General features: G+C 42.7%; 13 protein-coding genes. 6 read left to right on the top strand and 7 right to left on the bottom strand.

Going from position 1 to position 16,359, the window contains the following annotated elements; genetic code table 11:
• On the bottom strand, positions 1-219 hold a 219-nt coding region (locus IJJ71_RS03315), incomplete at its 3' end, for a hypothetical protein (protein WP_296845304.1).
• Positions 220-476: 257 nt separating this feature from the next.
• Between IJJ71_RS03315 and IJJ71_RS03310 the strand changes: the two genes are divergently transcribed.
• The 4 genes from IJJ71_RS03310 to IJJ71_RS03295 all read left to right on the top strand — a co-directional run bounded on the left by IJJ71_RS03310 (position 477) and on the right by IJJ71_RS03295 (position 5,283).
• A complete protein-coding gene (locus tag IJJ71_RS03310; protein WP_296845303.1) occupies positions 477-2,003 on the top strand; it encodes a family 43 glycosylhydrolase in 1,527 nt (508 codons plus the stop codon).
• A gap of 47 nt (positions 2,004-2,050) precedes the next feature.
• Positions 2,051-3,106: a LacI family DNA-binding transcriptional regulator gene (locus IJJ71_RS03305; protein ID WP_296845302.1), complete on the top strand. Its 1,056-nt coding sequence runs from the start codon at positions 2,051-2,053 to the stop codon at positions 3,104-3,106.
• 9 nt (positions 3,107-3,115) lie between these two features.
• On the top strand, positions 3,116-4,099 hold the full coding sequence (locus tag IJJ71_RS03300) for a carbohydrate kinase family protein (RefSeq protein ID WP_296845301.1): 984 nt from the start codon (positions 3,116-3,118) through the stop codon (positions 4,097-4,099).
• A 125-nt stretch (positions 4,100-4,224) separates the two neighbouring features.
• The gene (locus IJJ71_RS03295; RefSeq protein ID WP_296845300.1) at positions 4,225-5,283 is read left to right on the top strand and encodes a DUF7954 domain-containing protein; all 1,059 of its coding nucleotides are present in this window, start codon (positions 4,225-4,227) and stop codon (positions 5,281-5,283) included.
• Here IJJ71_RS03295 and IJJ71_RS03290 read toward each other — a convergent pair.
• Positions 5,280-6,281, bottom strand: coding sequence for a GerMN domain-containing protein (locus IJJ71_RS03290; protein WP_296845299.1), 1,002 nt, complete (start codon positions 6,279-6,281; stop codon positions 5,280-5,282). The two genes, IJJ71_RS03295 and IJJ71_RS03290, sit on opposite strands and share 4 nt — an antisense overlap.
• A 134-nt stretch (positions 6,282-6,415) precedes the next feature.
• Here IJJ71_RS03290 and IJJ71_RS03285 point away from each other — a divergent pair, with 134 nt between their 5' ends.
• A complete protein-coding gene (locus tag IJJ71_RS03285; protein ID WP_296845298.1) occupies positions 6,416-7,444 on the top strand; it encodes a sugar kinase in 1,029 nt (342 codons plus the stop codon).
• A gap of 399 nt (positions 7,445-7,843) precedes the next feature.
• Here IJJ71_RS03285 and IJJ71_RS03280 read toward each other — a convergent pair whose 3' ends face one another.
• The 5 genes from IJJ71_RS03280 to IJJ71_RS03260 form a co-directional block, all read right to left on the bottom strand.
• Positions 7,844-8,629, bottom strand: coding sequence for a TrmH family RNA methyltransferase (locus IJJ71_RS03280; protein WP_296845297.1), 786 nt, complete (start codon positions 8,627-8,629; stop codon positions 7,844-7,846).
• Positions 8,630-8,891: 262 nt separating this feature from the next.
• A complete protein-coding gene (locus IJJ71_RS03275) occupies positions 8,892-10,451 on the bottom strand; it encodes an extracellular solute-binding protein (RefSeq protein ID WP_296845296.1) in 1,560 nt (519 codons plus the stop codon).
• A 50-nt stretch (positions 10,452-10,501) separates the two neighbouring features.
• Positions 10,502-11,395 (bottom strand): carbohydrate ABC transporter permease, encoded by an 894-nt coding sequence (locus IJJ71_RS03270; protein ID WP_296845295.1) that lies wholly within the window; start codon positions 11,393-11,395, stop codon positions 10,502-10,504.
• 16 nt (positions 11,396-11,411) lie between these two features.
• Positions 11,412-12,353 (bottom strand): ABC transporter permease, encoded by a 942-nt coding sequence (locus tag IJJ71_RS03265; RefSeq protein WP_296845294.1) that lies wholly within the window; start codon positions 12,351-12,353, stop codon positions 11,412-11,414.
• A 91-nt stretch (positions 12,354-12,444) separates the two neighbouring features.
• Positions 12,445-15,564, bottom strand: a complete 3,120-nt coding sequence (locus tag IJJ71_RS03260) for a helix-turn-helix domain-containing protein (protein ID WP_296845293.1) — start codon at positions 15,562-15,564, stop codon at positions 12,445-12,447.
• Between the two features lie 312 nt (positions 15,565-15,876).
• On the opposite strand from IJJ71_RS03260, the gene IJJ71_RS03255 reads away from it, so the two are divergent.
• Positions 15,877-16,359 (top strand): mannitol dehydrogenase family protein (locus IJJ71_RS03255; RefSeq protein ID WP_486389611.1); only part of this gene is annotated, 483 nt, incomplete at its 3' end.

The raw sequence follows: 16,359 nt of genomic DNA, 5'->3' as shown, positions 1-16,359 counted from the left end.
TCGGTCAGTCTCAAGTTTAAAACGAAAGTCTTCGTCACATTCCGCCCACTTCGTCACCTTTCCAAGCTCCGAAGTCGTACCAGAATCCTTTCTTGTGATATCTGCGACCGCAAAGGGAAGTTTTAGCCCCATGTCCAGCATCAGGTGTGTCTCACCATAGACAGAACCAGTTGCAAGCGTACCTGCCGCAAGCAAGGCCCCAAACAAACGTTTTTTCATAATTCCTCCTCTTTTTTTTTACATTTGCACTATTAAACATAAACATGCAATGCACTTATGCTTTAAATGTAAAACTCTTTTTTTATTTGTCAAGGATTTTTTTTGCAATTTCACTATTTTTTCGCGATTTTTGCACAAATAAATGTCAGAATAATAAAAATTATAATAAAACTTGACAGATTTTGTATCATGATTTATAACCAATAATGTAACTTATGCACAAATATTATTGTGCATAAGCAAAAATGGAGGAAAATATGAAAAAAAGAAACGTCGCCTTTGCCTGCTGTGCGGGCGTTCTGGCACTGCTTGCAGGCTGCGCAAGCACAGATGAAGCTGTAGAGACAGAAGGATACAAAGCTGTGGAACATGTTCTTTACCCTACCCCGGATGACGCATTCGTTGCTGACGTAATGCCTATCACAAACAACGGAAAGCTTGACTTGTACTATCTTTATGAAACCACCCACAACATTCAGGCTTATCACCCTATTCACAAATTCTCCACTGAGAATTTCTACAAATATGAGGACGAAGGTCTTGCAGTTCCTACAGGTATCGCAACAGAGCCGGATGTCGCAATCGGAACAGGGTCTTTTTACAAAGCAAAAGACGGCCTTTTCCACTGCTTCTATACAGGTCACAATGATGCCTTTGCCGCCCAGGGAAAACCAAAGGAATGTATTCTTCACGCTGTCAGCCGGGATGCAATCACTTGGGAAAAACGCAAGGATGAAGTTCTCTACGCGCCGGAAGGATACTCAAACAACGACTTCCGCGATCCTCAGCTTTTGTGGAGCGATGACGAAAACTGCTACTGGCTTCTGGTCGCAACCCGGGAGGAAGCAAACGGCGGAATCGTGGCAAAATTTACCTCAACAGATTTGAAAAACTGGACTTTCAAAGGACCTCTCTACGCTCCGCACAAACAGTGGATGCTTGAATGTCCTGATTTGTTCAAAATGGGTGATAAATACTATCTCTTTTTCAGCTGGGACTGTGTGACCTACTATGCCGTTGGAAAAACAATGAACGGACCTTTTACAGCTCCAAAGGACAACGTGCTTGACGGAACGAATTTCATCTTCTATGCTGCAAAAACAGCTGAATTGAAGGGAAAACGCTATCTCTGTGGCTGGCTTGGTCGCTCTCAGGATGAGAATTTTGACTCTGGAAAATATCAATGGGCAGGAAACATGCTCATTCACCAGCTCGTTCAGCACGAAGACGGCTCGCTCGGAGTAAAAATGCCGGAAAGCATTGCAGATTATTTTTCTGTGAAAAAAGAATTTACTCCGGGTAAAACTGAAGGCAATGTCATTTCAGGAGACAATTCTTTCCAGCTTTCAGCAAAAAAAGGTGAGAAATCTGTCGTGAGCCTGGGAAGCCGGGAAGCAACAATGCTTTTGGAATGTGACGTGACAATCGGAGAAAACGGGATTGCAGGATTCGCTTTCGGAAACCCGAAGAAAGCATTCAAGAATTACTACGCCCTTGCCCTAGATGCAAAAAGAAACTGCATCCACTATGAAGGCTACAAACTCGGCGGATTCGAAAACATCGTTTCTTCAGATCCGATTGCACAGACAAAATTTACATTCAAACCGGGCGAAAAGCATCATGTCACCATCGTTGCCGAAAACGAAATTGTAATTTTGTACATTGACGATGCAAAAGTTCTGAGCAGCCGTATTTATAATTCTATAAATGGTGCGGACTTAGCCCTGTTCACTGCTGAATCTGATGCGACTTTTGAAAACATCAGTATGAAAGTTCCACAATAATAATTGTGCATTTGACACAATGAACATTGTATATTAAATTTGACGGTATGCCAAAAGTAACGATACAAGACATAGCAAATGAATTGGGGCTTTCCAGAAACACGGTTTCAAAAGCCATAAACAGCACAGGCGTTATCGCAGATTCAACTCGCGATACTATTCTCAAAAAAGCGGCGGAAATGGGTTATAAACTCTTTGCCATCCAGAATACCATGACCAAAGAAAATGCCCCCGTCCAGTCAGAGAAAAAAGAGCTTGTGCTTTTTACAGGTGCCGTTTTGGGAAGCTCGCATTTCTCGGCAAAAATGCTTGATGAAATGCAGAATGAAGCACTTAGACTCGGCTACGGCTTCACGATGTACAGGGTGATGCCTCAGGAACGAAAAGAGCTTCGCCTCCCTGCGAATTTTGATGCGAAAAGAGTCGCGGGGCTTTTCTGTGTCGAAATGTTTGATATGGCATACAGTCATATGCTTTGCACTCTCGGTATACCGCTTTTGTTCATCGATACGGCGGTTTCTTTTGAAGAAAAACCACTTGCTGCGGACGTTCTTCTTATGGAAAACAGGAGCGGCATTTACACATTCATCAAAGAAATGGTTTCTAGGGGTCAAAAAGACTTCGGCTTTGTAGGAGAAGCCTTGCACTGTATGTCATTTTATGAAAGATACGACGCTTTTATGGGTGCTATCAGATTATTTGGCATGGAACATCATCCAGAATGGTGTTTTACAGGCAATTCCCGCGGCTTGAATTATCCTTCACACAGCGATTATATAGCCTATCTTGAAGAAAAATTCACAAGCTGCGAGTCTTTCCCGTCAGTTTTGATTTGTGCCAATGATTTTGTTGCGACGGATGTAATTCAAGTTCTGAAAAAGCTAGGAAAAAGCGTACCAAATGATGTGCTTCTGTGCGGTTTCGACGATTCGCCAGAATCCCGCATCATAAGTCCAAGCCTCACGACAATCCACATTAAGGGCCAGGCAATGGGATGCGCGGCAATCGAACTGCTTTTTTCACGAATCAAAAATCCAAATTCTCCGTTCCGCACTCTTTACATAGAAACCAACATCGTTTATCGGGAGTCTACTGAAAGATAAGGAAAATTTATGAAAAAGAAAATTGATGTAACAGCTCTTGGAGAAATTCTTATTGATTTCACTTTTGCCGGAAAATCATCTGCCGGGAAAAACATATTCGAAGAAAATCCGGGCGGTGCACCTGCAAATTGTGCCTGTGCAGTTTCAAAGCTAGGCGGAAAATCAGCATTCATAGGCATGACAGGAGAGGATTCTTTTGGCAACGACCTTCGCACAGTCCTTGAAGAGCTGAATGTCAACACAAAAGGAATGTGCACGACAAAAAATCAGCACACAACCCTCGCATTCGTCACCCTCGACCAGAGCGGAGAACGGCATTTTTCATTCTGCAGGAATCCTGGCGCTGACACACAGCTTTCAGTCTCTGATTTGAATCATGAAATTCTTGAGGACACAAAATTCCTTCATATCGGCTCGCTTTCACTCACTGACGAACCGGCAAAATCAGCAACTGAGGAAGCCGTCAGAATCGTAAAACAGGCAGGTGGATTTGTTTCATACGACCCGAATTATCGCGAAACTTTATGGGGAAACCGCGAAGATGCAATCCCGACCATTAAAAGCATGATTTCAAAAGCGGACATGGTTAAAGTCTCGGAAGAAGAACTTGCATTATTGTATGGAAAGAATCTTTCTTACGAAGAGGGAGCAGCTCAAATTCTCTCAGAAGGAGCAAGTCTCGTTCTTGTGACTCTTGGCTCAAAAGGCGTTTTTTATGCTGCCAGAACATCAAACTTCACCGAAAACGGAATCGTTCCTGCAAAAAAAGTGTCTGTCGTGGACACAACGGGAGCGGGTGACAGCTTCAACGGCGGCCTTTTGTACCGTCTTTCACAAAAAGAAAATCCGTTTGATTTCACAAAGGAAGGGATTGAATCAGACCTTAGTTTTGCGAACGCAGTCGCGGCATTGTGCGCCACAAAAAGGGGCGCGATTCCTGCACTGCCAGCTCTTTCAGAAGTAGAAGTTTTTCAGCGCAAAGAATCAAAATAACTCGCCGAAAACAAACGCATTATAAAATGTTTCCTGTTGAAAATGGCTTCCAGTCGTGAAACTTGCTTATAATGCGTTTGCCCTTCTCTATGGAATCTTTTAGATAATAAGGCTATAATTGAAAAATGAAAAAGATTTGCTTTTTGTTTTCAATTTTCATTCTTTCAATTTCCGCTTCTTTTGCTTTGCCTCATGTAACTCAGAATGTGCCGGATTTTTCTGGTCAGTATGTTTACTACAAGGACACGAGTTTTGAGCGTGAATCTTACATCGGAATCGTTTACTACGACGAATCAACTTACGGTTTGCGCTATTACGCTCCTGCGACCGGTAAAGGCTCAAAGTTCCAGCCGGAAAAGAATATTCACATCTTGTTCACAATTGACCCGGACATGGAAAACCTTGAGCTTACTGGCGAGCGAATTTTAACGAGCATCACTCCAGAAGACACAGATCTGGTCAATTACATCCACGATTTTTTCTACGAAATGACAAAACGACGACAAAATGCCGGAGATGTCACCGAAAAAAAATCTGAATATCAGGATTACACTCAGTTTGGCGGAAATGTCACGCTTTATTTTGACCCGCTGATTCCAGTCTTCAATTTGGAGCGAATTGATTCAGTCGATAAAAAGACAGTGCTTGAAATCGTCTCGGCAGGGCAGCTTGTTTCTTCTGAAGACCAGAGTTTTGCAAAATTCACTGGAATTGCCGAAAAATTCAAGGACACAACGCACAAGTTTAAGAAGGATAAAAAAGCGAAAGCCGTAAATGTAGCTTACAAGGCTTCGGAAAATTCTACGGAACTTAAGGCAAAAATTGATTCATCATGGAACGCCGCCGCAGAAAATTTCTACACGCTCAACAATGTTGCGGTCTTTACGGTGAATGAAGTCACTTCGCCAATGGAAGGCAAAATCGACCTGCTGAAACGCCGTCTTTTGCTCGGAAACGAAATGGTTTACCCGAACTGGAAGAACCAGAAAATTGAGCCAAAAGCAAACGGAACGCTTTTCACACAGATTTCGTACCACGCCGAATCAAACAGCTACACTTATGATTTCAAATTCCTTCGTGAAATTGATTCAAAAACAGTCGGCTTGTATACGCTCACAGTCTTTGCTGGTGCATACACAAGCAACAAAAAATACTTTGATTCAATAATCGCAAGCTTCAACTAAAAACTACTTCTGCTCAGGGGGCTGCCAATCCAGACGCCCTCTGTCAGATAATCTTTCTTCTGCCCTTCAATCAAAATCTGAACGCTTTTTACGGTGCTGAATTCCGTTGCCGTGTAAACAACCTGCATTAGTTGCGCCAAAGAACCTTCCACACCAAACTGATTGAACTGAAATTCCTCGCTGAAATTGAGTGTCGCAACGCCATTTTTAATGCTCGCACCAAGCAAGCGAGTTCCGGCTGGAATGAGTGACTGACAGCCCGTTTTTGCTTCTGTGGAACTAGGGCCGGCCAAAAGCTGATTCAAAGCGTCGCCCATCGGAGATTCTTTGCTGACAGTTCTGCTCACGACTTTTCGCACGACTGGGCCTTCGCTGTCAATTGCAACAAAACAAATCTTTGACTTCGTTGTGTTTGCCGGCGGCTGAGGAGCTGGTTTCGGTTCCGTTTTAGGCGCAGGCTTTTGCTGCTGAACCTGTGTCTGGGCTGGAGTTTCTTTTTTTGCAACAACCTGAGTCTGTTTTTGCTCTGATTTTTTCGGCTCTGGCTTTTTTTCCTCTGCTTTCGGCTTTGTCTCAGTTTTTTCGACAGGTTTTAGAGTCACTTCGCTCTTTTTTTCATCAGTTTTTGCCGGCTGAACAGACTTTTCGGCATCAGTTTTATTCTTTGAGGATTTTTCTTCTGTCTTTTGCTCGTTTTTCTTCTGAGACTCTTCTTTTTTCTGCTCCGACTGATGAATCGGTTCTTGTTTTTTAAGATTTTTTGTCAAATCGATGACAATTTCCCCGCTCTCTTCGGTTTTTGGAGATTCTTTTTTGTCATCAAAAATATCTTTTCCGATTTTCTTTTCGATTAATGCCGTTGCACCTGATTTTTCAAAATTTTCCTTTATTTCTTCCTGTTTGACCAAAAAAACAATCAAAATTATCAGAAAAAGAAGAATCCATATCGCGAGACCAAGCCCGGTTTTCTTCTTGTTATTCTTTCCCTTTTCACTCATATCTTAATTATCGGTAAATAAAAGCGTTTTTTTAATAATTCAATGCGTTGCTCTCCCTTGTTTCCCCGATTGCAAAGAGATAGAATAAACTTACATCTAAATTATTGATGATTTTCCAAAATACGGAGACTTATATGGATAATTACAAAGAATTTGACTTGATTACATTTGGCGAAATCATGCTTCGTCTTTCACCAGGAGTGAATGAACTTATCAGCAAAAGCGATTCTTTCAAAAAACATGCGGGAGGAGCAGAACTGAATGTTGCTTCCGGAGTCTCACTTTTGGGCTTGCGAACAGGCGTTGTCACAAGGCTTCCAAAAAATCAGCTCGGAACTTTTATCAAAAACCGAATCCGTGCTTCAAGCGTGAGCGATGACTACATTATTTTTGATGACTCGCCGGAAGCCCGCGTCGGAATCTACTACTACGAAAACGGAGCTTACCCACGAAAGCCAACCGTTGTTTACGACCGAAAAAATTCCTCAATCACAAAGATTTCATCGTCAGAAATCCCGGAAGACATTTACGGCAAGACTAAAATGTTCTACACATCTGGAATTACGCTCGCACTTTGCGAAAACACACGAAAACTTGCAATCGAAATGATTAAAAAATTCAAGGCAAGTGGCACAAAAATCGCGTTCGACGTGAACTATCGTGCAAACTTGTGGGATGAAGACACAGCCCGCTCGACAATCAAACAGATTTTGCCGTTCGTAGACATTCTCTTCATCTCCGAGGAAAGCTGCCGCCGAATGTTCCAGAAAACAGGCTCACTCCAGGACATGCACCGCGAATTCTGCAAGGACTTCCCGAACATCGAATTCATCGCGTCGTCAATGCGCGAAGTTATCAGCCCGAAAGTCCATTCTTTCACATCGCTGGTTTATTCTAAAAAGGAAGACAAGTTCTACACCGAAGAGCCATACAAGGACATCGATGTGGTTGATCGAATCGGAAGCGGTGACGCATACTGTGCAGGCGTTTTGTTCGCGCTGCTAAAATACAACGATCCGCAGAAAGCCGTAGAGTTCGGAAACGCCACCTGTGCCACAAAAAACACAATCTTCGGCGACCTTCCGCTATCAGATTTTAACGAAATCAGTTCGATAATTGCCGCCCATCAATCGACCGGCAAACAATCCGAAATGAATAGATAGCCTAAACTTCGAGTTTTGATTAATTGGATAACACAAATCATGCTCTCAGCAAGAACCGCCCCTTAGGAATCCACCTACGCAGCACAGCTGCTTCGGAGAATCGCTAAAAACTTGCCTCGCAAGTTTTCTTAACGCTCTCTAGGTTGCGCGTATAAGGTATCTGACTCGCTGCCGCTCGCACGCGCAAAGTGGATTCAGGGGCGAACCTTGCTTACGCATGATTTGCACTTTTTCAGCTGATGAAAACTAGAAGTTTTTTCTATTTAAGTACATAGATTAAATGTCGAGTTCTGAAAAAAGACAGTGACAAACCAAAAAGATTTCTAGCTTAAAATGAAATCGCCGCACGGACGCGGCGAAAAGCAAGTTGACCGCAAGAATTTCCGCAGGAAATTCTTGTCAGGACAGGATGTCCCTGCACTCATACAAAACGATTGCTGCGGCCTGAGCTACGTTCAGGCTCTCAATCGTCTGCGCTTTGCCTTCACCAAGCCCAGACGTAAACGGAATTGTCACCAACTCGTCACAGTTATCGCGAACGAGCCGGGAAATTCCGTGCTCCTCGTTGCCGAGAACAATCAAAGCTGGCTTTTTCTTTTCGTTGCACAATTCCGGGATTTTTTCGATTGGTGTTCTGCCACGGACATCAGTTCCGAATCGAAGCATTTTCCCCTGCATTGACACGAGCAGTTTTTCAATCGACTGAATCGAATAGATGTTTACATATTCCATTCCGCCCTGAGCAACGCGATAAGAGCTTGTCGTAACAGAAGACTGAGCCTCATCTCGCGGAATCACAATGTTCTTGAAGCCAAAAAATGCCGCGCTTCGCACGATTGCGCCCAAATTGTTTGCGTTTCCAACACGGTCGAGCAAAATCGCGCTTTCTTTGTTATGGAGCCATTCATTTGTAATATCTGTGTTAAGATGAGGGATTTCTTCGTTGCGAATCATGGCAACAACGCCCTGATGATGCGGAGTGCCGCTCAGTTTTTCAAGTTCACCTTCCGGAATATTGTTGTAAGGAACGCGTCGCTCAGCCAGAGATTTGAACAAATCCTTAAAATCCATCATTCGGTCGCGTGTGTAATAAAATCGCGTAATTTTCTGTGGATTGCATTTTACAAGTGCTTTCACAGCCTCAAAGCCACAAACGGCAAGTTCATTTCTAATGTCATTCTTCATAAGGAATTATTATATCTCAAAAAAGCAAAATTGTATATGGAGACAAGATTTTATAATAGGATTTGTCGATAAATTGTGGAAAACTCATCGGGAATTCACCAGCTTTTTAACAAATTTTACCCGGCTTTTCCACAATTTTTGCACATTTTGTGGATTTTTTGTGGAAAACCTAAGACTTATCCACATAAGTTATCAACATTTTTCCACAAAAAAAGGCACCGGATTGCTCCAGTGCCTTTCGTCAACTAAGCGTCAGCTTAATTTATTTGATGAGGTTCTGCTCTTTAGCAGCTTTCAAACCTGCATCTTCCCATTCTTTTCCACCGATTTTTGTGAAATCGTCAAGGAATTTCTGCCATTCAGTTGGGTCAAGTTTGCGGTTTCCAGTCATAAACTCAACAACGCCCTGCTCATAGAAACGCTTAACATCTGCGTTTGGTTTTGGCATTTTGTCCTGACCAGTACAAGCTGTCCAAGATTTAGCCTGCATTTCGCGGAGAGCTTTAAGAGCAGACATTTCTTTTCCGTTCTTTGAGTACCATGTCGGGTAGCGTGATGTCAACTCTGCATCGCCATTGTAATAAACCATGTTACGAAGCTGTGTAAGTGGAATCATAGCAGATTCAGTGTAAGCCTTTGATGGATCAGCGAGGCCTTTTGTTGTTGGAACACCATTTTCAAGAGTGTAGTTTACGCCTTCCTGACCCCATCCGAGGAGGTAGTAGCCTTCGTCTGAAGACATCCACTCAAGGAGTTCTGCGATTTTGTCCATTTTGCCTTCTTTAGCAGCTTTTGCAGAAACTGCATACATTCGGTAAGCCTGTGAGTATGTACCAGCAGAAGACTGTCCTTTTGGTCCAACAGGTGGCTCAACGATAATCCATTCACCTTCTGGGAAGTTGTTGTCGAATGGTTTGTAGTTTCCTTCGTTAGCAAAAGCAGCGTTCTGCTCACGCATGATACCAAAGCGGCCCTGTTTCCAAGCTGCACGGAAGTCGTCTTTTTTGTAAGCCAACCAGTTAGGATCGATTACACCAGCATCAACCATTTGTTTTGTGAATACCATTGCATCATAGTACTCTGGTTTGTAGATGTTGAGACCTGCTGTTTTAGCAGATGAGAGGTTCCATGTACCAGCAACACCGAAAGCACCGAAGATTGGGTCAAGTCTTTTTCCCAAGCCTTCGTTTGTTGGAGAAACTTCAAGGAATGCACCGTAACCATAAGTGTCGTTCTTGCCGTTTCCATCTGGGTCTTTCTCTGTGAAAGCTTTCATTACAGCCAAGAACTCGTCTGTTGTTTTTGGAACAGAAAGTCCAAGTTTGTCCAACCAGTCTTTGCGGATGAGAACGCCTTCGTTGCGGACGATTGAGCCCGGCTGAGCGAGTGCGTAAGATTTTCCGTCGATTGTTGTGAATGCGCGTGAATCTGCATCGTAAAGTTTTGCAGTGCGGTTAGGCATTTTTGCATACATTGCATCGACAGGAGCAAGCAATTTCTTTGAAACGAGAGTTGAGTAAACTTCATTTGAGACCATGAAGAGGTCTGGCAAAGTATTTGCAGCACCAGCTGCGTTGATTTTTGTGTTCTGGTCAGCTTCTGATGAAGGCAAGTTTGTAAGCTTAAGATTGATATTGAACTTGTCTTTTACAATCTGATAACCAATCCAGTCAGCAGGGATTGGACCTGCTTCTGATGCAGCTGCACCATACCAAAGTTCGATGTCTACTGCGCTACCTTTTTTAGCACCGCCGCATGACATTACAGACAAAGCTGCAATAGCCGCTGCAGAAACGACAACTCCCTTAATTAATTTTTTCATTTTTTCCTCCTTCGAATTTTGAAACAAATGAAATCAATTTTTATTTAATCTTAGCCCTTAACAGAACCAAGCATAGTACCTTTTGTGAAGTATTTCTGGATGAACGGATAAGCGAGCATCATCGGAACAGCAGAAAGGAATACACAAGCTGCCTTGATTGACGCGATTGAAGCCGCACCGAATGCCGTACCAGTATCCAAAGTTTCGCTCATTGATGCACCCAAAAGAATGTTTCGGGTAAGGATTGGAAGTGGCTGCAAGTAAGCTTCTGTTAAGTAAAGCAAAGCGTGCATGAAGTCATTCCAGTAACCAACTGCATAGTACAAACCGATTGTCATGATGATTGGCTTTGACAATGGAAGAATGATAGAAATAAGAACATACCATTCTGGAGCACCGTCGATTCGAGCTGATTCTTTAAGAGACTCTGGGATTCCCTCGAAGAAGCCGCGCATAATCAAACAGTTGTAAGTACCAATTGCACCTGGCAAGAAGATTGAACACAAGTGGTTAGTAAGATGAAGATTTGTTACAACCAAGAATGTCGGGATGACACCGATGTTGAACAAATATGGAATCAAAACGAAGTAGTTCAAAATTTTGCGGCCAGGCAAATCCTGAACTGACATACAATAAGCCATCGGAACTGTGAGCGACAAAGATGTTACAACACCGAAAAGCATGATTTTGATTGAGTTCCAGAAAGCAAGTGTAAATCCGTTGTTTCCGAGCAATGCCTTGTAAGCAGAAGAATCCCACTTCCACGGCATAAGGAAGAATTTATCAAATGTAGTTCCAATGTAACCGTTAGGAGTTACAGAAGAAGAAATTGTACTGATAATAGGGATAGCGATTACAACACCGATGAAAATAAGGAATGTGTTAACGCCGATGTAGAATGCGCGGTCACCTGATGTTAATTTTACTGTCTTTGGTTTTTCCATTTTAGATTACCTCGAATTACAAGAGTGAAGATTCGGTGAGCTTCTTGACAACTTTGTTAGAAACCATAACAAGAATCATACCAATTACACCTTTGAAAATACCTACCGCAGTCGCAAGCGCAAACTGGAATTCAAGAAGACCCTGACGGTAAACCCATGTATCAATGATATCAGCAACTGAGTAAACAGCTGGAGAATACAACATGAACATCTGGTTGAATCCGGCATCAAGGACAGTACCAAGCTTAAGAAGGACTACAGTGACAATAACCGGTTTAATAGAAGGAATTGTAATGTACCATACGCGCTGAACAGCAGAAGCACCCTCAACCATTGCAGCCTCGAACAAAGACGGGTCGATTCCCATGAGAGCTGCGATGAAGATGATAGCTGCCCAACCCATTTCCTTCCATGCGTCAGAAAGAATAACGACAACAGGGAAAACCTTTGTGTTAGTAAGGAAGTCGATTGAAGTTCCGCCTGCGCTCTCGATAACCTGATTTACAAGACCGTCACCCTTTGCAAGCAAAATAAGAAGGATACCATACATGATAACCCATGAAAGGAAGTGCGGCAAATAGGCCAAAGTCTGAACGACGCGACGAAGTACATTGTGTGTACACTCATACAAAGCAACAGACAAAATAATTGAAAGCGGAACAGAAATACAAAGTTTAGCTAAGCTATAAAGAACTGTATTCCTCATCAATTCCGCAAAATAGAATGAATGGATGAATGTACTGAAATTTTTAAATCCAACCCAAACGCTTCCCCAAACACCGTCAACCGGCTGGAAATCTTTAAAAGCAATCTGACCATTAACGATTGGACCATACTTCAAGATAGCATAGTAAACAACCGGAATGATAAGAAGTGCATAGACCGAAAAATGCCTCTTGATATCTTTCCAGAGATCTTTTTTCGGAGTGCTAAGAACATTTGTTTCTTGTGCGTTCATACCTAACCTCGTGAGTCTATATTAATGCGTAAATCGCTAATTAGAAATAAAAAATCCTTTTGTCTTATTGGACAAAACCGACTGATTATTATTATTTCGAGCGAATTTTTCCAGGTGGAACTCCATAAATCTTTTTAAATACGCGGCAGAAATAAGCCTGGTCCTGAAAACCAGAATTCTCCGCGATTTCATAGATTGTATCGTTTGTTTCAAGAAGCATTTTTGTTGCTATGTAGATTCTGTAACGATTAAGGTATTCCCAAAGGCTCAAGCCGATTTCTTTATGGAAGATTCTTGTAAGATAATCCTCGCTGACATGAACCGTGTCGGCCAGCTTCCATCGGACAATCTGCTGAGAGGCATTTTTGTTGAGGTAAAGGATTGCTTTTTTGACGAGAGCACCAGTATGAGGAGGCAAAATCTCATCGCCGGCAAGGATTCCCTTGATTCGCTCGTCGAACTGCTCTGACTCAGCGGCTCCGCGGTTACAAAGAATGATGCGCGGATGTGAGCAAAGAAGCTCGATATCCTCTTCTCTTTCAACGGTGTCTGGAAGAACGATAATCGGCACGAGAACTGTTTTTTGGTTCTGGCGGATTTTTCGGATGCTTGCCTCATCAATTGACTCAAAAACAATAAGTGACGGCGTGATTTCATCAAGGATTTTGTCAAATTCCTGCATTGATGAGATGCTGACACTGTTTGCGTCCGTAGCCCATGTTCCGTAATGAGTGTGTTTTGTGTTTACGAAGAGAACCGGTGCAGAACGCTGAGCCTTAATCTTCTGTTCAAGAAGCTCGATGAAGTTGTGGCCAATCATGTTGTGGCTGTAACAAAGAATCGGTGCGCGGAAAAGAGCGTCGTAATGCCTGAGCCCATAGACTTTTACCCATTCATCGATAGGTGCAGAATCCGGCTCCCAAAGGAGAATCGCTTTTTTGACTTCAGCAATGTTGACATCTTCATCAAAAATATACTTTGTCTTCGCATCCTTCTTTTCGGCAGGAAGATTCTCTGAGAAGCAATAAATCACATAATCGCCGCCGTTCATGTTTTCAAGAGGCTGCCCCGCAAGGTTCGGCCACGGAAGAACGACTTCGGCATAATTAACAGATTTGACGACTTCGCCATACTGCAAAAGAATGATTTTTTCTGCAAGAAGAAGCTCCGGTTTTTGCCAGTCGAATTTATTTGAATAGAATTCAATGTGAACTCCTTCCTGTTTTTCGGTTATGCAAGGAATTTTTTCGGAAAATTCAAAAATTGTCTGCAAAGCCCGTTTAAGCCGCTCCGCATCTCCATAAAGAAGAGGGAAATTCTTTGTGATACCGGCAGACACACTGCTAGGAAGAATCTGATGGATGTCGAAAAGTTTTTTATCCATCGGAAGGTCATCAACCTGAGAACGGGTCAAATCAACAAGAGTCTCCGTCTTTTCGAGCTGAGCATCAATCTGAGAACGCAAGAAAAGCAGCTGCTCGGAAAGAATATCCTTGTCGAGAATGCCTTTGTCGACATTCTCTTCCATTTGAGTGATTTTTGCGGAGATATTTTTGAGAGGATCGCACAAATCACTTCCGACATTGGCGAAAAATTCTGTCTTTGCGAATTCGGCCTGCTCCGCGATTCGTTTGGCTTCGTTTGTCTGCTCAAAAAGGAAAATGCTCTGCAAAGTTGAGCTTACGGAAGAACGCAAATCTTCATATATAAGCCCCGGACAGCCGGAATAATTGCAGATTATATAACCATAAGAACGGCCTTCAACAAACAAAGGCTGAACAAGGAATGCACCGTTATTGAAATCACCAGAGAAACGCTCCGGCACGATAGATTCGCGGGAGAATCGAACATCCTCAACCCGGACTTCATTATCTGCGTTGAATCCACCAATATAAGTAGAATAGGTTTCGTCATAATAAAGGACGATTGCGAGGACATTTACGCCGATTTTTCCAAGCTTTTTCTTGAGGACTGTAATAAGATTTTCACGGTCGAATACAGAAAGCAGCTCGTTTTCAAGGGAACTGATTGCCGCATTCATCTTTTCGGCCTGATATCGCTTGCTTGCGAACACCTTTTCCTGAACGCGAGGAATCAAAACCGTTACATGGCGGATGATTTTTTCAATGTACTCAGGCGGCAGGCATGTGATGTTTCGGAACAACGACATTGCCGTAAAAAGATTCTGAAGCTCGCCGTTGTTGTCGAAATATGCCGTAAGCAGCTGAGTGAACATCTCGTAGAATTTAGATTTGTCTGTATCAAAAAGAGCACGGATGACAGGATCAAATTTGCCGGTCAAAGGATTAACTCTGAAAATCCGATAAATTTCTTCCTTAAATTGTGCTTCGGTCTTTATTTTGATTTTTAAGTCAGAAGCCCAGATTTTTACCTGACCGCAGCCACAGCTTTCACGGAAAATCGGATAAGCAGGAATATTCGTGTCAGAAACGCCGAGCATTCCGTCAAGGACATTCGCAAGCTTTTCGTAAGACTCAATTGCAAGTTCTGTACGAGGCATGTGGACTGTAGAGAACGGAGGAACCGAAACACGACTTTCACTTGTATCGTTGAAACCGCCGACCTTGAGTTCTTTTGGAATTTGAACGCCTTTCTTCTTTAAATATGTGACAGCCGCAGAAGCCATCAAATCACTTGCGGCGACAATGGCATCAAAATCCTTGCCAGGAACAAGCCCCCGCTCCTCACAAAGCTGAATGACCGCAGCTTCACCATCATCAAAACCAAAAGGAGAAGAAACGAGATTGTCAAAATCATTTATTCCGACTTCAGTTAGCGCGTCTTTATATCCATGGAAACGCTCCTCCGCAGAAGTGTGTGTATCCGGTCCGCGAAGGAAAGCAATTTTTTTGAGATCATGCACCTGAACGAAGTGGCGGACAAGTTCCTTCATTCCGGAATAAGCATCGAACTCAGCACACGGATGCCCCGAAACTTTCTGGCCGATTGTTACGAAAGGAATTGATTTGAACTGATCGTGAAATTCTTCAACTTGCTGAAGTGGAACCGAACCGCTGATACTTGATGCCCAACTAACTAAACCGTCAAGATTTGCAGAATTTACAATTTTATAAATATCATTGCGAAGATGTTCCGTATCGCTTTTTGCGTCAAGTTTTCCGCCCGGGAAAACAAAAACTGAACCTTCATCCTGAACAGCCCTTTCAACGAACCTGTGAAAAAGCTTCAAAGCTGACCCTGTGTGTATTGTGGAAAGGATAAACCCCAACCTTCTACCGATACGAGAATTTTGCATTATTCTATTCTATAATGACATCGTTTTTTTTACAAGTTTTATATGAATAATACAAATATTTTTTTCAAAAATTTGACTATTTCGTGTATTTGTCGGAATTTTTCATATTTAAAAGATTTTTTACGGTTTTTATCAAAAAGGTGTCAATAATCGCTATATGATTTTTCAAGTTTCGGGATTATAAAATTATTATAGAATTTATGGAAGTGCTGTCCACTTCCCTCAGAGACTTTCGGAGGTTCAAATATGGCTCTTAAATCGATAAAAGAGGTGATGAAAACAGTTTCTCGCCCAGAGAAAGTATTGCAGTTCGGTGAAGGCGGATTTTTGCGCGCTTTCGTTGACTGGCAGATTGATATTGCAAACGAAAAAGCAGGCTTCAACGGCAACATCGTTATCGTTCAGCCACTCGAAAAAGGCATGATCGATGCAATGAACGCTCAGGACAACCTTTATACAACAGTTCTCCGAGGCATGAAAGACGGAAAACCAACAGTCGAGACACGCTGCATCAACTCAGTAAGCCGCTCAATCAACCCATACACAAATTTCGATGAATACATCGCACTTGCTTCTAGCCCGGATTTGCGCTTCATCGTTTCAAACACAACTGAGGCCGGAATCCGCTTCGACTCAGAAATCGACGGCGGTCCAGTAACTCTCGACCAGAAGCCACAGAAAAACTTCCCTGCAAAAGTAACAGCATTCCTTTACAAACGCTTCCAGGCT

Source organism: Treponema sp. (assembly GCF_017430385.1).
Classification (GTDB): domain Bacteria; phylum Spirochaetota; class Spirochaetia; order Treponematales; family Treponemataceae; genus Treponema_D.
The sequence above is the reverse complement of the archived record's forward strand: the minus strand, read 5'-3'. Positions and strand labels throughout refer to the sequence as shown.